The organism is Thermosulfurimonas sp. (assembly GCF_015491435.1).
Classification (GTDB): domain Bacteria; phylum Desulfobacterota; class Thermodesulfobacteria; order Thermodesulfobacteriales; family Thermodesulfobacteriaceae; genus Thermosulfurimonas_A.
Map to the genome: position 1 here is coordinate 1 of NZ_WFVX01000041.1, position 19,058 is coordinate 19,058.

18 protein-coding genes and 1 pseudogene are annotated in these 19,058 nt (G+C 58.1%); 6 read left to right on the forward strand and 13 right to left on the reverse strand.

Translation table 11 applies throughout. From position 1 onward, the window contains the following. From F8J34_RS01730 to F8J34_RS01790, 13 genes and pseudogenes are all read right to left on the reverse strand, one after another. Positions 1–317 (reverse strand): annotated as a pseudogene (locus F8J34_RS01730) (sulfite exporter TauE/SafE family protein); the annotation flags it as partial. Between the two features lie 265 nt (positions 318–582). Next, positions 583–2,253 (reverse strand): hypothetical protein, encoded by a 1,671-nt coding sequence (locus F8J34_RS01735; RefSeq protein ID WP_297055898.1) that lies wholly within the window; start codon positions 2,251–2,253, stop codon positions 583–585. 159 nt (positions 2,254–2,412) lie between these two features. After that, a complete protein-coding gene (locus F8J34_RS01740; RefSeq protein ID WP_297055901.1) occupies positions 2,413–2,967 on the reverse strand; it encodes a hypothetical protein in 555 nt (184 codons plus the stop codon). A 59-nt stretch (positions 2,968–3,026) separates the two neighbouring features. Next, positions 3,027–3,716, reverse strand: a complete 690-nt coding sequence (locus tag F8J34_RS01745) for a cytochrome b/b6 domain-containing protein (RefSeq protein WP_297055902.1) — start codon at positions 3,714–3,716, stop codon at positions 3,027–3,029. Between the two features lie 17 nt (positions 3,717–3,733). Then, complete coding sequence (locus tag F8J34_RS01750; RefSeq protein WP_297055905.1) at positions 3,734–4,510, reverse strand: 4Fe-4S dicluster domain-containing protein; 777 nt, start codon at positions 4,508–4,510, stop codon at positions 3,734–3,736. 2 nt (positions 4,511–4,512) lie between these two features. Further along, positions 4,513–7,035: a molybdopterin-dependent oxidoreductase gene (locus tag F8J34_RS01755; protein ID WP_297055908.1), complete on the reverse strand. Its 2,523-nt coding sequence runs from the start codon at positions 7,033–7,035 to the stop codon at positions 4,513–4,515. 168 nt (positions 7,036–7,203) lie between these two features. Continuing rightward, positions 7,204–8,613 (reverse strand): sigma-54 dependent transcriptional regulator, encoded by a 1,410-nt coding sequence (locus F8J34_RS01760; protein WP_297055911.1) that lies wholly within the window; start codon positions 8,611–8,613, stop codon positions 7,204–7,206. After that, a complete protein-coding gene (locus tag F8J34_RS01765) occupies positions 8,600–10,141 on the reverse strand; it encodes an ATP-binding protein (RefSeq protein ID WP_297055914.1) in 1,542 nt (513 codons plus the stop codon). Before F8J34_RS01765 ends, F8J34_RS01760 begins: the two co-directional genes overlap by 14 nt. Next, positions 10,128–10,484: a hypothetical protein gene (locus F8J34_RS01770; RefSeq protein WP_297055917.1), complete on the reverse strand. Its 357-nt coding sequence runs from the start codon at positions 10,482–10,484 to the stop codon at positions 10,128–10,130. Before F8J34_RS01770 ends, F8J34_RS01765 begins: the two co-directional genes overlap by 14 nt. Before the next feature lie 71 nt (positions 10,485–10,555). Then, positions 10,556–12,022: a glycosyltransferase family 39 protein gene (locus F8J34_RS01775; protein WP_297055919.1), complete on the reverse strand. Its 1,467-nt coding sequence runs from the start codon at positions 12,020–12,022 to the stop codon at positions 10,556–10,558. Continuing rightward, positions 11,998–12,546 carry a phosphatase PAP2 family protein gene (locus F8J34_RS01780; RefSeq protein WP_297055921.1) on the reverse strand — a complete coding sequence of 183 codons (549 nt, stop codon included), beginning with the start codon at positions 12,544–12,546 and terminating at the stop codon, positions 11,998–12,000. Before F8J34_RS01780 ends, F8J34_RS01775 begins: the two co-directional genes overlap by 25 nt. Continuing rightward, positions 12,543–13,196 carry a fructose-6-phosphate aldolase gene (gene fsa, locus F8J34_RS01785; protein WP_297055922.1) on the reverse strand — a complete coding sequence of 218 codons (654 nt, stop codon included), beginning with the start codon at positions 13,194–13,196 and terminating at the stop codon, positions 12,543–12,545. The genes F8J34_RS01780 and fsa overlap by 4 nt, the downstream gene beginning before the upstream one ends. Before the next feature lie 187 nt (positions 13,197–13,383). Further along, complete coding sequence (locus F8J34_RS01790) at positions 13,384–14,583, reverse strand: argininosuccinate synthase (RefSeq protein ID WP_297055924.1); 1,200 nt, start codon at positions 14,581–14,583, stop codon at positions 13,384–13,386. 90 nt (positions 14,584–14,673) lie between these two features. On the opposite strand from F8J34_RS01790, the gene F8J34_RS01795 reads away from it, so the two are divergent. Genes F8J34_RS01795 through F8J34_RS01820 form a run of 6 tightly spaced genes read left to right on the forward strand, consistent with a single transcriptional unit; the run spans position 14,674 to position 19,036 of the window. Further along, entirely contained in the window at positions 14,674–15,648 is a 975-nt protein-coding gene (locus F8J34_RS01795; RefSeq protein ID WP_297055927.1) for a polyprenyl synthetase family protein, read from the forward strand. Further along, positions 15,645–16,280 carry an HAD family hydrolase gene (locus tag F8J34_RS01800; RefSeq protein ID WP_297055930.1) on the forward strand — a complete coding sequence of 212 codons (636 nt, stop codon included), beginning with the start codon at positions 15,645–15,647 and terminating at the stop codon, positions 16,278–16,280. Before F8J34_RS01795 ends, F8J34_RS01800 begins: the two co-directional genes overlap by 4 nt. 33 nt (positions 16,281–16,313) lie before the next feature. After that, entirely contained in the window at positions 16,314–16,844 is a 531-nt protein-coding gene (locus tag F8J34_RS01805; RefSeq protein WP_297055933.1) for a DUF177 domain-containing protein, read from the forward strand. A 9-nt stretch (positions 16,845–16,853) separates the two neighbouring features. Further along, positions 16,854–17,036 (forward strand): 50S ribosomal protein L32, encoded by a 183-nt coding sequence (gene rpmF, locus F8J34_RS01810; RefSeq protein WP_297055937.1) that lies wholly within the window; start codon positions 16,854–16,856, stop codon positions 17,034–17,036. A 3-nt stretch (positions 17,037–17,039) separates the two neighbouring features. Beyond that, positions 17,040–18,050: a phosphate acyltransferase PlsX gene (gene plsX, locus F8J34_RS01815; RefSeq protein WP_297055942.1), complete on the forward strand. Its 1,011-nt coding sequence runs from the start codon at positions 17,040–17,042 to the stop codon at positions 18,048–18,050. Further along, entirely contained in the window at positions 18,047–19,036 is a 990-nt protein-coding gene (locus tag F8J34_RS01820) for a beta-ketoacyl-ACP synthase III (protein ID WP_297055944.1), read from the forward strand. Before plsX ends, F8J34_RS01820 begins: the two co-directional genes overlap by 4 nt. The last annotated feature ends 22 nt before the right edge of the window (positions 19,037–19,058 follow it).

Here is a 19,058-nt window from a genome sequence, read left to right on the forward strand (position 1 = left end):
ACCCAGAGGGCCCAGAGGAGTCCAATCAGGAGGTGAGGCCTGGGGCCTCCGGGGAGGCCCAGATATCCCCGCGGAGCCGAGGGATCGATGCATCCCCGGGTGCACCCCGGGCCGCAAATAGGGGTTTGGGCAATGATCCGCCCCAGCTTGCCGGAGAGCCCCAGGGAACTCTTAACCGGCACCTTACAGGCAGCCACCGGAGAAGACGGGCCGGAGGCCCCCTTCCCGGAAGCCACCACCCCGCTTTGCAGACCCATTACCCAGACCGAAAAAGCCACCAGCAAAAGAAACATGAAAAGATGCCTCCCTACCTTCATTTCTCCCTCCTTTGGTCTTTCGGATACGGAGAAGCAAAAACAGGACCAGGTTCCGAAGGGAGGCTTTCTGAGCCTCTCAGACTCCTGGAAGGGGATCGAAGCGGAGAATTCCCTCAACTCCCGAGGATTTTTGTGCAACCTGAAGGTTGCGGAAGCGCAACCTTTAAGTACCCTTTCGGGTTAGAAGAGAGGAAGATAGGGCGCCGGGCCGAAGGCCCGACGCCCGACTCGGGGAGGGGAGAAGGAAGCCTTTACCCCCGGCCCATCAGAACCAGTACTGATACATCACCCGGAAACGCCAGTCCTCCTGGGTCTGATCCGACCACTGATCGGTGGGAATGGAGACCCCTAACTCACGATTGACCTTATTTATCTCTCCCAGGCTGGGTTTGGCCGTATCTATACGGAGATAGGAAACGTCGGCGGTTATGTACTGGTTGAAGCCATGAAAGTAGTAGTTCACCCCGAGGACGAACTGCTGCATATAGTCCTCCAGGGCGTATTTTCCGTCATCGGTCTCAAGGATCCCGAGACCGCACTTCACGGCATCCTCCAGTTTGTCATCGGTGAAGCGATCCAGATAGGCGTACTTGAAGGTCACCTCCCACTTGCGCGGCACCAGGAAATATCCCAGATTCACCCGAAACCCCAGACGATCCCAGGTCTCCTCGTCGGCCCGCAGGGTGGAGGCATAGTTCCCCGGAGTGTACTTGTTCCCTTTGTCCGGATCCTGGATGAATTCCTCCCAGGCCCCTTCCACATCCGCCGAGAATCCCTTGTAACGGAAAAGAAGCGCCAGGTCGAACCCGTAATTTTCTATATCGTGATTGCTTCCTGCGGTCTTATAGGATCCGCTGCCGTCCCAGTAGAGATAGGTCTTGGGACGATCCTTGGTCCAGAATCCGGAAAGGAGAAGGGCCAGGGCCGGAGTGGTGTTATAGCCGTAGTCGCCCTGCATAAAGTAGTTGTTGAAGGTGCCGGGACCGAGCGGCCCGCGCGGATCGGAACCGGGAAGAAGGTTGAAGGCCAGCCGAAAGGCATAAAGATGATCGTCGCTCCGGGTATTCCGGTTGCCCTGGGTATCACGCCCGTTATAGACCCCCAGCCAGTAAGCCAGAAACTGCTTTCTTCCGAAAAGGTCCAGAGCCCCGTTCAGATCCACCCCCTGGGAGCGGTAAAGGAGCATACCTCCGCGCGGAAATCCGTTGGCCAGAAGGTGCCCTCCTACCCGGAGATAGGGCTTCCCGGTCTTAGAGGTGGAATCTATATCGGTGTGGGTCTTAAGGGCCGAATAGGGCCAGTAATTCTCCGAGTCGTCGGTAAAGATGGTGCGGTCGGTTCCGTTCTGTTTGAAGCCGCTCTGCCAGTACTCCACGCTCATGGCCGGGATCTTCATCCGCCCGAACTGGATCTTCACGAAGGGAGCGTACTTCTGCCAGATCACGAAGGCATCGTGCACATTGACCTTGCTCTTGGGCTCAAGCTGGACATGGACATAATACTTCCAGTCGCGGTTGGGCGCCGTGCCGTCCACGAAAAACCTCAAGCGCCGCATGGTAAAGGAGCTATAGTTCTCGTTTCCCCCGGAAAAATCCTCGTCGCGGCTCATATAGGTGTAACGGAGCTGGATCCCGGTCCGAAAGCGGAAACGATATTCCCGGTTCTTCTCCGGATTCTTGTACTCGATGCGGAATCCGTTCTTCCAGTAGGCCCGCCAGTTCACCGGAGCTTTTTTCTCCACCGCCTTCTCCGTCTGAGCCTGGCGTTTTTCCAGCTCCTCGATCCGCTTAAGGAGCATCTGCACCTGGGCCTTGAGCTGGCGAATCTCCTCCTCCTGCGTAAGCGCCCGGGCTGAGCCTGCCCCCAGAAGAACCAGAACCCAGACCATTATCACTGCCAACCCCAATTCCCTTACCCAAGCCTTAATTTCTTTCATCCCTGCTCACCTCCTCCCGAAAATTGTTTTGGGGGAGACCGAAGCGGTCTCCCCCGTCTCGGGTTATTCTCCGGACCAGGCCATAAGGGCTATCACCCAGCCGATAATGACCAAAATTACCAAACCCCACGGAATCATCCCCTCACCTCCTTTTATAAATTAAAAAGGTCCCTGATGTCCGGGGGGCATGGACCACAGGATGGCCGGGATAGCAAAGGTATAAAGGGCCGCAAAAGTCACCACATAACCCAGCAATTTTTCGCTGAGTTTTCCGTTCATGAAAAAACCCGCCATATTCATGGCCACAAACCACACGAAAGCAATGGAGAAATGGTAAATCCATCGCGGGCTGGGGTAAACGAGCCAATAGACTCCGTAGGCCAGGGTGAGCCAGCCGATGAGGATAAAAACCGCTCCCAACTGCCGGCGAGGCCTCAGGTCCCAGATCTCACAGGCCCCCAGAGCGGTGAAGGCAAAGGCATACATCCCGGCAAGCCCGGTCACGAAATTGGTCAAAGCCCCCAGGCCCTGTTTCATCATCATGGCGATGAGAAAGGGCCACCACATCACCCCCACGGTAAAGGTGATAACCCCCACCACCTTCTCGCTGGACTTCTTACGCTCCGGATCCAGATGGAGAAGACCATTGGCCAGGAGGACCGCCGCACCCAGGTAAATTATAGGAGCTATCCATTTTCCAATGGGATCGACCATTTTCTCACCTCCTGGTCTTTTTTTGAGGGTAGCTCAGGATTCAACCCTTCTAGGAATTCTCAGCTCATACTCCCACCTCCCCGGGATTTTATTTTCTCCCACCACAGCGGGTGGTGGGTCTTTACATAGTCCTCGGGAAGAGTCCCGGTCTCGAACATGGCCCGAAATCCTTTTCGATTTAGCGGATGAAGGGCCATATAGATGTGGATGGGAAGGATCACCAGAAAGATGAAGAACCCCACATCGTGGAAGAAGCGGGCCCAGCGCCAGGCGGAAGGGCTAAAGGCGTCCTTGAACATGAGGATGCAGCCGGAAACGATCATGATTCCGGTGGCCACAATGGTGAGCCAGGCCAGACACTTCTGTCCGAAGTTGTATTTTCCGAAGCGCCCGGGCTGAAAGGAAAGATAATGTTTGATCAGTTCCGCGATCCCGGCCCCGGGGCCTCCCTCGGGCCAGATCTGCCATCGGCCCATGTTTTTCAGTTCCCTTAGGGCAAAAAGCGGGGCATAAATGAGCAATCCCACCGCTGCCAGACGATGGAGCACCATGGCCACCTTCATGCCTCCGGAAAGATAGGTGGTCTGAGGGGAAAACCAGGCAAAGGGGACCCAGAAGAAATAGAGCAACCAGCGGAAATGATGGGGAGCCACCTGCGGAAGGCCGGTCAGGAAGAAGATCACCATAAAATGGATATAGTGAAGGTGCATACTCCTTTGAAACCGGTTAAAGGCCTGGATCTCTCTCATCCCTTAACCTCCTTGGGTTATTCTTCTACTCTTTTGCCCAGACTATAGAAAAAGTGCCCGATAACCCCGGCGGCACTGGCTCCAAAAAGGACCCATCCGATGGTTCGGACCGCATCCAGGGCCTCGATGGGTTTCTGAGCCGCATCGGGACGCAGGGTATAATCCTCAAGTATCGCCGCAGGGCCCACGGTGACCCAGTGAAGATAACCCGTGGCCTCGCTCACCCTCTCGGCCCCGTACAGGGTAAAGGTCTCTCCGAGACGTTTCTCGTAACGGGAGACCCGGCGTCGTCCCTCCTCAAGAACCTCCTCCCGGGTTCCGAAGTAAAGAGCCCTGGCCGGACAGGCCTCTACACAGGCCGGAGGCAGACCGGCCTCCAGGCGGTCGTAACACATGAAACATTTATAAGTCTTACCCATCCGGGGAGCGAAACGGGGAACATTGAAGGGACAGGCCTCCACGCAGGCCCGACAGCCGATGCAGCGCTCCTCATGGATAACCACCGGTCCGTACGGTTTGACCTCAATGGCTGCCGCCGGACACCTGCGGGCACAGGGAGCGTTTTCGCAGTGCATACAATGGTGTACATAGGATACGGCCCGCCCGGGATAATTTCCGAGATAGTGAAAAACCGGGAAGATGAACCGCAACTCCGGACGCTGGTTTTCCAGAACCCTTTCCGGGGTGCCCCGACCGTCCCGGCTTAAACGAGCCCGGTTCTCTATGCCACACTGCACCGAACAGGCGTAACACCGGATGCAGGCCTGCATATCGTAAAGCATGCTTACCTTCATGGCTAAGCCCTCCTTACCTTGATGATGACATCCTGAGTGGCATGCCCCCCTTCAAGCGGAGCAAAGTGAAACTTGGAGAAATGGTTGATATTCACCCCGTGTTCCGGAAGGAAGGCCAGATATCGCTTGAGCTGCGGAAAGATACCCGGAGCCACTCCATAGTAAGTAAAGAGGACCTCGGGATGGACCAGAGGAGTGACCCATACCCGGGCCCTGGCCTTGAGTCCGGGATTATGGGCCGGAAAGACTTCCACCAGATCCCCATCCGAAATACCCAGTCGCCGGGCCTTTTCCGGATGGATCCACACCCGATCCACCCCGATCTGGTTCCAGATTTCCAGAAGAAGGGGATTGTCCCGGGTCTGACCCCCGGTAAAGGAGTTGAGGGGCGAGAAGCCGGTACAGAGGATAAATTCGTCCTCCCGCAGACGCCCCTTGGCCTCCTGCCACCAGAAAGGCGGCATCCACAGGGGTAGGGGATGGGCATGATCAGCATGAGGATGACCCTGAGCCTTGAGTTTCTTCCACTTCTCCAGCAGGATAAGGCTGAAGATCTCGATCTCCCCGGTCCAGGTCTTCCTCTTTATCCTGTAGCTCTGGCGACCGTACCATACGCCCTCTTTCTTGAGCCGCTCCAGACTGAGACCGGGATGTTTCTCTGCCAGGCCCTGAAGCTGCCTGCGCCAGGCCAACTCCCACCCCCCTCGGGCGAAATCCCCGAAGTACTTATCAAACTCCTCGGGTTTAAGCACCCTCCTGGCCAGCTCCAGGATGACCCAGGAGCCGGGCCGGGCCTCAAACGGGGGTTCCACAGCCTTCATGTGCATGGCCACGGTGGGCATGGACTGTTTGAACTTGAAATGCAGGACCTCATCCCGCTCGGGGAAGAGGGTGTCCGGAAGGATGATATCCGCATAGAGACAACTCTCATCCATAAAGGGGGTCATACAAACGATGAGCTCCACCTTATCCAGGAGCTTGATGATCTCCGGAGATCCGGCGGAACCCCCGATGAAGTTCTGCCCCATGGCAAAAAGGACCCTGGGTTCATAGGGCTTCCCGGTGCGCAGGGCCTCAAAGACAAAACGGCGTCCGGCCTTGGGCACCAGAAAAGGATAAAACTTCTGCTGATAGTATTTGGTGATCTGAAGCGCTTTGGGTTTGGGTACCTTGGGGAGCGGACCGTGAAGCTTGACCTTGGGAATTCCCCCTATTCCACCCTTCTTCTCCCATACCCCGAGCAGGGTATTCACCAGTCCCAGGGCATGGAATTGCCGGAGGACATTGGCGTAGCGTTCGGAATACCATCCCGTATCCACAAAGGTCCGGGGTTTATGGCGGATGAGTTCCTCCGCCACCCGGCGAATCTCTTCGGCCGGAATAGTGGTTATCTTTTCCGCCCACTCCGGGGTGTACTCCTCCAGGGCCCGACAGATGGCCTCAAAGGCGGTAATAAGACGACGCCCTCCCAGACGAAATTCCCCCCTCAGAGCCGGTCTTTGGGCTGCATCCTTAAAAACGGCCCTTTTCTGGGCCTCATCCCACACCCTATAACGCACATGTTTCTTTTTCTTCTTGGTCTTGGGATCTACCTTCTCGGTGATCTCCGGCTGGTAGGGTTCCAGCGTTTCGGGATCGATGAGCATACAGGCATTGGTCTGCCGGCGGAGGAATTCCTCATCGTAGCCCTTTTTCTTTACGATCTCGTGGGCCAGGGCCAGATGAAAGGCCGCGTCGGTTCCGGGCCTTATGGGAAGCCATTTACGTCCGGCCCCCTCTACGGCCTCGTTGGGGAAACGCACATCCACAGCCACCAGGCGCACCCCGTTCCGACGGCCCTCGGCAAAGAGGGTCCCGAATTGATAGACACAAAGCCCTCCCCCGGGATTGCGCATGGCTATGACCCCGAAACGGGCATGGGGATAATCCATCCAGAAAGCCCCGGGGGTGGTAGGATGCCCGAAATAGACCCCCAGCCCCCAGTCATGGCCGGCGGAATGACAGGTATCAGCATAACTCAGAACATTGGGGGTGCCGTAGAGATGCCAGAAGGGTTTGTCGAGCCCCGCCGCGGAGGTGAAGCGGGGAAGATATACCACCCGCTCCGGTTCCCCTTTCTCGCGATATTTTTTCAGGACCGCGGCTATACGATCCAGCGCCTCCTCCCAGCTTATACGTTTGAATTTGCCTTCCCCGCGCTTTCCCACCCGAAGGAGGGGATACTTGAGCCGATCCGGATTATAAACCGCTGCCGGAGCCGAACGGCTGCGTCCGCAAATCCCCGCATAGGGGAGATGGGGATTGGCCTCCATCTTGATAAGCCTTCCTCCCTTCACCACCCCGATAGCCGGACATTGCTGAGCACACATGCGACACCGGAGCGGAACCCGCCGCTCCACCCCGTAATCCACCGGCTCCGGGGCCTTCTCCGAAAGGCGCACACTATCCCCGAGGCGTACAAAGGGAGAAAAAGCCGCTATACCGCTCAATTTCAGGAATTTACGCCTCGAAAGCTTTGTTTCCATGGCTTCCTCCTTATGAGGAACTCTCCGGAGATCAATATTAGCAAATCGAATACCATATTGGAAGAGGGGTAAAAAAATTGCAATAAACTATATATTAAGCCGTAATTGCGAGATTTAAAAAATAAAAAAAGTAGTCCAGTATGCAGCTTTAAGGTGGCGGGTGCAACCTCAGGAGGACAGATCCTCGGAATCCGGGCTCAGGGGGACCCTGAGGCCGTAATGCCGGAGCATGCGTTGGAGGCTCTGTCTTTTCAGGCCGGCCAGGCGGGCAGCCCGGGAGATATTGCCTCCGGTGCTACGAAGGAGGTTCTCCAGGTACTCACGGGCGAAACGATCCAGCACCTCCCTTTTGGCCTGGTGATAGGGTTTGGCCTTCCAGGGACGATCTCGAAGATTGCGGCTCTGCGCACTTAAGAGGCGCAGATCTTCGGGACGGATTTCGTTTTCCGGGGCCAGGAGCACGGCTCGTTTGATGGTATTTTTGAGTTCGCGCACATTTCCTCGCCAGGGTTGCTGCAACATGAACTCCAGGGCCTCCGGGGAAAAGGTCAGCCCCTGACGACCGTATTTCTGGGCGTATTCCTGCAAAAAGTGCTGGGCCAGAAGCAAAATATCCTCGCCTCTTTCCCTGAGAGGCGGTACCCAGAGGGTGACCTCATTCAGGCGATAATAGAGATCCTCCCTGAACTTGCCGCTGGCCATTTTGCTTTCCAGGTCCTGGTTGGTGGAGGCAATAACCCGTACATCCACCTTTAAGACCCGGGTACTTCCCAGAGGACGCACCTCCCTTTCCTGGAGCACCCGGAGGATCTTCACCTGGAGGGGCGGCGACATGTCCCCGATCTCGTCCAGAAAGATGGTCGAACCATCGGCCTTCACGAAAAGCCCTTCTTTGGCCGTTTCCGCCCCGGTAAAGGCTCCCTTCACGTAACCGAAAAGTTCGCTCTCCAGAATGGATTCCGGAAGGGCGGCACAGTTCACCGTAACCATCTCCCGCGAGGATCGTTCGCTGAGATGATGGATGGCCCGGGCAATGAGCTCCTTGCCGGTCCCGGATTCGCCCCGGATGAGCACCGTGGCGTCGCTCCGGGCCACCCTTTCCACCAGCCCCATGAGCTCCCGAAAGATGGGAGAATCCCCCACCATTCCCAGGGACTCCCACCACTTTTCCCGCTGGGTCTTAAGACGGAGGTTCTCCCGAAGAAGGAGGCTCCGTTCCAGAGCCCTCTGTACCAGACGCCGAAGATGATTGGCCTCAAAGGGTTTGGGGAGAAAATCGTAGGCCCCCTTCTTGATGGCCTCCACCGCCATCTCGATGGTGCCGTAGCCGGTGATGAGAATGACCGAAATGGTGTTGTCGCGTTCCCGGATACGTTCGAGCAATTCCAGGCCGTCCATACCCGGCATCTTTATGTCCGCCACCACTACCTCCGGAAGAAGTCGATAAACCTTCTCCAGCGCCTCCTCTCCGCTATAGGCCTTCTCGAAACGCACCCCCTCCAGATGTCCCAGGAGTCTCTCCAGAAGACGGACCATCTGGGGTTCGTCATCCACCAGAAGAATCCTAGCCAGAGACATGATTTCCCTCCGGAAAGATGATTCTGAAAAGGGTCCGGATCCCCAGACGGAGATAGCGTTCCTCGGCAGGGGGTGAAAAGACCTCTATCTCTCCTCCGTGCTCCTTTACCAGCCCGAAGGTCACGAAGAGACCCAGACCGGTTCCCTGCCCCGGGGGTTTGGTGGTGAAAAAGGGCTCGAAGATCTTTTCCCGGATCTCCTCCGGGATACCCGGCCCGGTATCTCCCACCTCCAGCACCGCCCCACCCCGCCGAAGACGGTAAATCCAGATGTGAATGGCTCCTCCTCCCTGTAAAGCATCCCGGGCGTTGCTGAGAAGATTCAACACCACCTGACGCAGGCGGTCCGGGTCTCCCCGGATTACCGGAGAGTCCGAGACATGCAGATTTATCTCTATCCCTTCCTTTCGGTAGGTGGGCTGAACCATCTCCAGCACCTGGCGCACGATCTCTTTCAGGTCCACGGGTTGTTCGGCCTGGGGCGAGGGACGGGAAAAGATCAGGAGATCGGAGATGAGCCGCTGACATACGCGCACCTGATCCTCGATGAGCTGAAGTTCCTCCCGTTCCTCCTGATTCTCCTTCAAAAGCTGGGTATAACCGAGGATGATTCCCAGCGGAGTGTTTATCTCATGCGCCACCCCGGCGGCCAGTTGCCCCAGCGCCGCCATCTTCTCGGAATAGATCATTCGCTCGGTCATCTCCCGAAAACGGGTGAGATCCTTCATTATTCCCTGCCACCCCAGATGACATCCCTGCAGGTATTCAATGGCATTAGCGGTGATTACCACATAGCGTTCCTCTCCGTGGGAGGTGAGAAGAAGTGTTTCAAAATTGGTTACCTGCCCCTCGGCGCAGAGGAATTCGCGGTAGCGGTTCCATTCTCCCCGGCAGGCAAAAAATTCCCCCAGGGATCTCCCCAGTAATTCTTCCTTGCGGGTGAAACCCAGAAGTTGCACCCCGGCTGGATTGATATCCAGCAGACGGCCCTCCTGATCGCAGAAGAATATGGCATCCCCGGCGGCCTCGAACAGGCGGCGAAATTTTTGTTCCGAAAGGGCCAGTTCGCGGGTGCGCTCCTCCACTTTCTCTTCCAGTGTGCGGTAGAGTTGCTGGAGATGCTCATGGGCCTTCTCCAGGGCCTCCTTGGTTTCCTTGAGTTGCTGGGTCTCCTCTTCCAGCAGCCGAAAGGTCTGGTGGGCCCGGGGGAAAACAAAGGTAAGGAAGGCTGCCAGGAGGATGAATACCGTGTTCAGCGCCCCGGAAAAGGGGGCCAGAACGAACCACAGATGAGGATGCCCGGACCAGCCCAGAATGAATCGCACCACGTGTCCCATACTCCGGGAGAGGGCGAAGGCGGTGAAGGAAAGGGAAAGCCCGAAAAGATAGACGAAGAGCAGGTGATCGGGATGATGCCGGAGGAGATAGAAGGCCTTTTCCAGACAGGCAAAGGAGATGAGGATCATGAGTATCGCTCCCACCAGATCCACCGCATAAAGGGGATAAAGGGGCAAGCTAACCGAAAACATGTTTCCCCCGGGTAAATTCCCGCAGGGATTGCCAGAGAAAATACATGGCCGGGACACAGAAGAGATGATCGAAACGGGTTATGTAGTAAAGCAGGTGCTTCCAGTTCACCGGACCGGGGATCTCGGCCTCCAGGGCGGAAGAATAGTAGTAGGTGTTCAGGGAAAGGTGTCTTTCCAAAAGGTGCACGGTAAAGGCATCAAAGTTCCAGAGGAGAAAAAAGACAAGGGACAGCCGGAGATAAAGCCAGGCCCGATCTCCCCCGCCAGGAAGACCGCGGGAACGGTAAAGCATGTAAAGGAGGGCCGCTCCGAAGGCTATATGGGCCAAGAGATGAGCGTACAACCCCTCCGGACATATATGAGGCTGGGTGGCCCAGGCCGGCGGGGGAAACAGCCACAGGATAACAAAAACCGTTAACCCGATAAAGAACACAACTTCATTATAAAAAATCCCCGCCACAGGGAAAAGTCTCGCTTCCTTTTTCCGGGAAGGGGAATACTTTCCTTAAGTACCGGTACGGCCCGGGGATCCGGCGGGTGATGGGTATCCTTCATCACCCACAGGACCGGTTTTCCGCATAGATTCCGCGGTATTCCCCACAGATGATACTGGGTGCGGGGGGGAGAGACCGGAATCTGATAGACCTGCGGGTGATCCGGAAGATAGAAGGCCAGTTCCGAGGCCAGATAACGATGATCCGTAACCAGAGCCTCTCCGGGACGGCGGTGCGAATCAACCACCCGGGCCAGTTCCTTCCACCCGTAAAAACGGAACAGAAGACCGGCCAGAGAGGGAGGAAACTTCTGGGGAAAACGCGGCAATTGATAGAGAAGAGCGGTTCCCACCAGGGCCATCCCCACCCCGACCACATAAAGGAGGCGCAGCCATTTGGCCCCCCTCCCGCGCAGGGAAAAGATCACCCCGGCGGTAAGGGCCAGTCCGGCCACAAAAAAGGGCATGGGCCAGTTGGCGTTCACCTTACGGAAGAGGGAAAGGGGAAGAACCGCCAGATAAGGCCAGGCCGAAAGGACCCAGAGATAGGTGAGCCGGGGCTCGGAGCGCCAGTCTTTCCGCCGGAGGATCTGCCAGGAGACCCAGATGAACAGAATCAGGAGCAGGGGAGAGAGCACCCCGGCCTGTTCCCCCAGAAAGCGCACAGGACCGAAAAGAGAGAGCCCTTCCTCCTTAAAGTGATGTTCGGTATGGTGCAGGGTCACCCAGTGATGGGTGGCGATCCAGTATAGGTTGGGGGCCCAGATAAGAAAGGCCAGCCCCAGGGCCAGCCAGGGCCCGAAGCCTCGAAGCAATTCTTTCCGAAAACCGAGAAGCCACAATCCGTAAAAGAAGCCGAAAGCCAGCATGGTCTGCTTGGTAAGCAATCCCAGACCGCAAAAAAACCCCAAAAGGACCCAGTAAAACCATCGATTTTCCTCGGCGGCTTTCCATCCCGCATAAAGGGCTCCGGCCCAGAAAAGCAGCAGCGGGGGATCGATGGTCATGAGCAATCCGAAGACCGTAAAGATGGGGATCAGGGCCGCGGCAAACAGGGCCCAGCGCGCCGGAAGTTTTCCGAAAAGTCGATACACAAAAAGATAAAAGAGAACCAGAAAGGCCAGACCGCATAAGACCGCAGGCACCCGCACCGCATATTCCGAAATACCCAGAAATCGGGTGGAAAGAGCAATAAGCCAGGCCACCATGGGAGGCTTGCTGTAATACCCCCAGGCCAGATGCCTGGACCAGTCCCAGTAATAGGCCTCGTCCGGGGAAAGCTGTAGATGTAACTCCCGAATGAAACCCAGCCGGAAGGCCAGAATGGCCAGAAGAAAAATCCCTTCCATGGAAAAGAGAAGTTCTAGGGCTCCCTTGTCTTTTTCCATTTCCGCCAGAGAAGTCCTCCTGTAAGCCCTATCCCTGCCCCTATGATCCAGCCGAAGAGCACGTCTTCGGGAAAATGATGCCCCAGATACACCCGGGAAAGACCCACCATAAAGGAAAATCCCGCGGCTATTATCCCCAGAATCGGATCCGCCATCCAGAAGACTCCCGTGGCCGCGGCGGTGTTGGTGGCATGACAGGAGGGAAAACCGTAGTGCCTGGCCCGGAGGGGATGTTCTATCTTCCGGAATCTGCCCCCCTTATAGACCCGAACCCCTGAGAGCAGGGCATAGGGTCTGGGACGGGCGAAATAGGGTTTGAGCACCCGGGCACACAGGGCATCGGCCAGGATCACCATCAATAGGGCTACCAGAGGGACCCCGATCATCCCCCGCCCCTTACGCACCACCAGGACCAACCCCAGAAACACAAAGAAGGCCACAATAAGATCCGGCCGGCTCAAGAGAACCATGACCCGGTCCCAGAGAGGCCCCCGGGGAGTGTTCAGAAGGGTAAAAAGGCTCAAATCTCGATCCCCGCCTCCTGGGCGTCCTGCAGGAACCGCTTAAGCCCCGTATCGGTGAGGGGATGCCTGAACATCTGCTTGATAACCCGGTAAGGAATGGTGGCGATATCCACCCCCAGTTCCGCACAGCGGCGCACGTGATCCACGTGGCGGATGCTGGCGGCAATGATCTCCGTCTCCACCCCATAGACCTCGTAGATCTGGACTATCTCCTCTATCACCGAAAGGCCATCGTAACCGATGTCATCGATGCGCCCGATAAAGGGCGAGACATAGGTGGCCCCCACCTTGGCGGCCAGCAGGGCCTGAAGGGGGGAGAAGACCAGAGTGACATTGGTCTTTATGCCCTCGGCCGAAAGGGCCCTTACCGCCTTTATGCCTTCCTCGGTGCAGGGGATCTTGATCACCGCATTGTCTCCCAGCTTGGCCAGCTCCCGGGCCTCGCGGATCATCCCCTGCGCCTCGGTAGCCACCACTTCTACGGAAACCGGAAGCCCCGCACATTCCCTCAGGATCTCGCTTACCGCTTCCTTCCAGGGCCGCCCGGTCTTTTTCACCAGCGAGGGATTGGTGGTCACTCCATCCAGGATTCCCAGGGCCTTCACCTCCCGGATCTCGTTTATGTCTGCGGTGTCAATGAAGATCTTCATCCCCTACCTCCTTTTCCAAAGCCAGATTACCCCCTGAAGAAAGCGTTGCAACCGGGGGCTTTCAATCTCCTCCCGTTTCGGCCATTTTAGCACGGACGAACTCAAGGATCTTACGGGCATAGACCACGGCCTCCCGGGCCTGTTTTACATTCTCTCCTTCTCGGCCTGACGGAACCAATCGCGCGATCTATCCGGCATGCCAGAATCCTGCAGAAAGTTTGAGCCTTAAGGCCTGCAGACGAATGAACCCCGCAGCGTCCTTCTGGTCGTAGCCTCCGGCCCGGTCGAAACTGGCAAGATCTTCCCGATAGAGACTCACCGGCGACTTCCGCCCCACCACCATTACATTCCCCTTGTAAAGCTTGAGGCGCACCGTACCGGTGACCCCCCTCTGGGTCTCCTCGATGAAGGCCCGAAGGGCCTCCATCTCCGGCGAGAACCAGAATCCATAATAGATAAGCTCGGAGAACCTGGGAACCAGACCGTCCCGAAGGTGCATGACCTCGCGATCCATGGTGAGGTGCTCCAGGGCCCGATGGGCTACATGGAGGATAGTCCCCCCGGGGGTCTCGTAGATCCCGCGGCTTTTGAGCCCCACGAACCGGTTCTCCACCATGTCCACCCGGCCCACCCCGTGACGGCCCCCGATCCGGTTAAGAGTGGAAAGGAGTTCCACCGGGGGAAGCCGTTTGCCGTTTATTGCTACCGGCACCCCGGCCTCAAAGTCGATCTCCAGATACTCCGGCTCATCCGGGGCCCGCTCCGGGGAGACGGTCATCCGGAACATGTCCTCCGGTGGCTCCACCCAGGGGTCCTCGAGGATACCTCCCTCGTAACTTATATGAAAGAGATTGGCATCGATGCTATAGGGTTTCTCCCGGGTTACCGGCACCGGAATGCCGTGTTTTTCGGCAAAGCGGAGGAGATCCTCCCGGCCCTGGAATTCCCACTCCCGCCAGGGAGCGATGACCTCCAGCTCCGGGGCCAGCGCCGCGTAGGTGAGTTCGAAACGCACCTGGTCGTTCCCCTTACCGGTGGCGCCGTGGGCCAGGGCGTCGGCCCCCACCTCCCGGGCCACCCGCACCTGTTCCCGGGCAATAAGGGGACGGGCCAGGGAGGTGCCCATGAGATACCAGCCCTCGTAGGCGGCATTGGCCTTAAGCGCGGTGAACACGAACTCGGAAACGAATTCATCCCGAAGATCCCGAATGACGATGTCCTCGGCCCCCAGGGAGAGGGCCCGGCGGCGTACCTCCTCCCAATCCTCCTCCTGCCCCACATCCGCACAGAAGGCCACCACCGGACAACGATATTTTTCTATCAGCCACTTAAGAATTACCGAGGTATCCAGCCCTCCGGAATAGGCGAGAACAATCTTCCTGGGCATCCAACGGCCTCCTTGTTTTGGTCCCGAGGAAGGTCAGCCCTTTCGCTCCCTTCCCTTTTCTTACTTTTTATAGCATTATAAAGGCTGACTATGGATAAAGAAAGCCTGATCGCGGCCCTGAGCCCGGACCTGAAGCGTATAGAAGAGGCCCTTTCGGCGGTACAGGCCTCCCAGGTCCCCTTTATCAACGAGGTGAGTCATTACATCCTCTTCGCCGGGGGCAAACGCCTGCGGCCGCTCCTCACCGTACTGTGTGCCCGACTCTGCGGTTACGAGGACCCCCAGATCTACGATCTGGCGGTCCTTTTTGAGTATCTTCATGCCGCCACCCTGCTGCACGACGACGTGGTGGACGGAGCGGAATTCAGACGGGGACGTCGGGCGGCCCATAATCTCTGGGGTAACCAGGCCACCATCCTGGTGGGCGATTACCTTTATGCCCGGGCCCTGCGCATCGCCGTGGAAAAAGGCAATTTCGAGGTGCTGGATGTGGTTACCTCCACCACGGTGCTCATGAGCGAAGGCGAGGTCCTCCAGCTTCTCAATGTAGATAATACCGGGCTTACCGAAGCGGAATACGAAGAGGTCATCTTCCGGAAGACCGCAGCCCTCATGGCGGCGGCCTGTGAGTGCGGGGGGATCATGGCCGGGGTTTCCCCCGAGGAAAGAAAGGCCCTCTATGAGTTCGGGCGCCGTCTGGGTATGGCTTTCCAGATCACCGATGATCTGCTGGATTATTTGGGGGCCGCGGAGGAAACCGGCAAGGGTATCGGCACGGATTTCCGGGAGGGCAAGGTCACCCTGCCCCTGCTTTACGCCCTTAATGCGGCCGAGGATCCGGATCGTTTCCGTCTGATCACCCTCCTGCGGGATCTCGAACCCTCTCCCGAGACCTTCCGGGAGGCCTGCCGCATCATCGAACGCTGGGGCGGTTTTACCCGGGCTCGACAGCGAGCCGAGGAGGAAGTAAAGGGGGCCCTTTCCGCCCTGAGTCTCTTCCCCCCCAGTTCCACCCGCAAACTGCTGGAGGATCTCACCCGGTATCTTCTGGTGCGCCGGAAATGAAAAGCCCTCGCCTCCTGGTCTTCGATTGTGACGGGGTTCTTTTCGATTCCCGCGAGGCCAACCGGGCCTATTACGAGGAGATCTGTCGCGCCCTGGGAAGGCCTCCCCTCCGTGAGGAAGAACTCCATTATGTGCACATGCACACCGCCGAGGAATCCGTGCGCTATCTTTTCCGGGAGTTTCCGGAAAAACTGGAGGCTGCGCTCGCCTATCAAAAGAATCTCCCCTACGAGAAATTCCTTCCCTACATGCGTATGGAACCCGGACTCAGGGAGTTTCTCGAGTGGGCCCGACCGCGGTTCCTTCTCGCCATCTCCACCAATCGCACCACCACCATGGGAAGGCTTCTGGAGATATACGGGCTGGAGAAATACTTCGACCTGGTGATGACCGCCTTAAAGAGCCCCAGGCCCAAGCCCCATCCTCAGGCCCTCACGGTCATCCTGGAACATTTCCGTGTCTCTCCCCGGGAGACCCTCTATATAGGCGACTCGGAGGTGGATCTCCGGCTCTGCCGGGCGGTGGGGGTACCGCTTGTAGCCTACCGCAATCCGCAACTTCCGGCGGACTTTCACGTTTCCTCCTATGCGGAACTCCGGGCCCTTCTTTCCTCCCTCCCGGAAGAGGAGTAAGTTATAGGGGCAACCCAGGGAGGTCTTTTCAAAATGGATAAGCCGGCCCTCAGGATCCCTCTGGAGGATATCCCTCCGGAGGGCCTAAAACTGGAATTCGAGGAAGGCCCGGAGCTTCTGGCCGATTGTTTTCCTTTAAAAAGGGCTCTGGTGGCCCGGGTATTCTTGAAAAAACAGGGAATTGATGTTAAAGCCAAAGGACGGGTAAGGACCACGGTGGAGCTCACCTGCGATCGGTGCCTGGAGCGGTTCGAGCTGGAGATAGACGAGGAATTTGAGGTGGAATTCAGGCCGCTAGCGAGCCTCCCGCTGCGGGAGGAGACCCAGCTCAGTCGGGAAGACCTGGAGGTGATCTTCTACGACGGAGAAGCGATACCGGTGGACGAGCTGGTACGGGAACAGGTTATCCTGGCGGTTCCCTATAAGAAGCTCTGCCGGGAGGAGTGTCGGGGGTTATGCCCCCGTTGCGGGAAGAATCTAAACCAGGGGCCCTGCGGCTGCGAGATCCGCAAGGAATCCCCTTTTGCGGTTCTCAGGACCTTGTTACAAAAATCAGGTGGTTAGGAGGGAGTCATGGCTGTACCCAAGAGGAAGACCTCTCGCTCCAGACGGGGGATGCGACGGGCGCACAAACACCTTACGGCCCCGTGTGTGTCGGTATGTCCCCGGTGTAAGGCCCCCAAGTTACCCCACCGGGTATGTCCCAGTTGCGGGACCTATCGCGGCAAGGAGTTCCTTCCCTCCGAGGAAGTCTAAGCGGTGATTCGCATAGCCCTGGATGTCATGGGGGGCGATTACGCCCCCCGGGAAATCCTAGCCGGGGCACGGGAGGCCTTAAAGGCCCTTCCGGATCTCTTTCTCTATCTGGTAGGCACGGAAAAGGCCCTGGCGGATTTTCCGGAACACGAACGGGTGGAGAAGGTCCCGGCCCCGGAATGGGTGGAGATGGACGAGGCCCCCAGTGAAGCCCTGCGCAAAAAACCCCGTTCCTCCATCCGGGTAGCCTTTGAACTGGCCAGGTCCGGGAAGGCCCAGGCGGTGGTAAGTGCCGGAAATTCCGGGGTAACCTATGCCTGTGCCCTTTTCGCCCTGGGAAGGATCCGCGGGGTCTCACGTCCGGCCATTGCCACGGTGCTTCCCACCCTGAAGAACCCGGCGGTGCTCATCGACGCCGGGGCCAATGTGGATTGCAAACCCAGCCATTTGCTCCAGTTTGCCCTTATGGGGGCCCTCTTTTCACAGGAAATCCTGGGGATCAAAGAACCCCGGGTGGGGCTCCTTTCCATCGGTGAGGAGGGAGGCAAGGGCAACTTCCTGGTCAAAAGGGCCCATGCCCTGCTCTCCGAAAGTTCCCTCAATTTTGTGGGCAACGTGGAGGGCCGACATATCTATTCCGGGGAAGCCGAAGTCATCGTCTGCGACGGCTTTGTGGGGAACATCTGCCTCAAGGTCTCGGAAGGGGTGGCCGAGGCCCTTACGGTAATGCTCAAACGGGAGGTTCGACGCGATCCTCTGGCCATCCTGGGTTTTCTTCTGGCTCGCCGGGCCCTTTCCCGCTTTCGTCATCGGGTGGACTGGCGTGAATACGGAGGGGCTCCTCTCCTGGGGGTAAACGGCGTGGTCATCATCGGTCACGGTCGATCGGATGCCCGGGCCGTGCGCAACGCCCTGCATACGGCCCGGCGTTTCGTGGAGATAGATCTGGCTCGCAGGCTCAGCGAGGCCCTGGGGGCCAGAAACCACCTTCCCGATCTGCAGGCCATCTCATGAAGCAGGCGGGAGCCTTCATTCTGGGAACCGGTCGTGCCCTTCCCTCCCGGGTCCTCACCAACCGGGACCTGGAACAGATGGTTGACACCTCGGATGAATGGATCACTCAGCGCACCGGGATCAAGGAGCGCCGGGTGGTGGCCGAGGGGGAGAGTAACAGCCAGCTGGCCATTGCCGCGGCCCGAAAGGCGCTGGAGAGGGCCGGGGTGGCTCCGGAGGAGCTGGACCTTATCATTGTGGCCACCCTTACCCCGGATTATCTCATGCCTTCGGTGGCCATCCTGGTGCAGCAGGCCCTGGGAGCCTGGAAGGCCGGGGCCTTCGACCTCTCGGCCACCTGTTCGGGTTTTCTTTACGCCCTTTCTATCGCCGACAAGTTTGTAAGAGAGGTACCGGAGCGCAGGATCCTGGTCATCGGAAGCGAGGTCCTCTCCCACAAGACCAACTGGGAAGACCGCACCACCTGCGTGCTTTTCGGCGACGGGGCCGGGGCCGCGGTGGTCACCGGGTCTCCGGACGGCCGGCGCGGAGTCCTTTCCACCCACCTGCACGCCGACGGTTCCCTCTGGCACCTCCTGACCCTTAAGGGCTGCGGGTCCCTTTATCCTCCGTGTGATTCCCGTATCCCCAGAGAAGACTATTTCATCCGCATGCAGGGTCGGGAGGTCTTCAAGCAGGCCGTGCGGGCCATGGAGGCCGTGGCCCTGGAGGCGCTGGAGGCCAACGGCATCTCCCCCTCGGACATCTCTCTGCTCATCCCCCATCAGGCCAATATCCGGATCATCGAATATCTGCGGGAACGTCTGGGGCTCCCGGAGGAAAGGGTCTTCGTAAACATCCATCGCTACGGCAACACCTCCGCCGCGAGCATTCCCATCGCCCTGGACGAGGCTCAGGAGGAGGGCCGACTCTCCCCCGGGGACCTGGTGCTCATGGTCTCCTTCGGGGGAGGCTTCACCTGGGCTGCGGTACTCCTGCGCTGGTGATCTCCTCCTTCCGCTCCGCCCC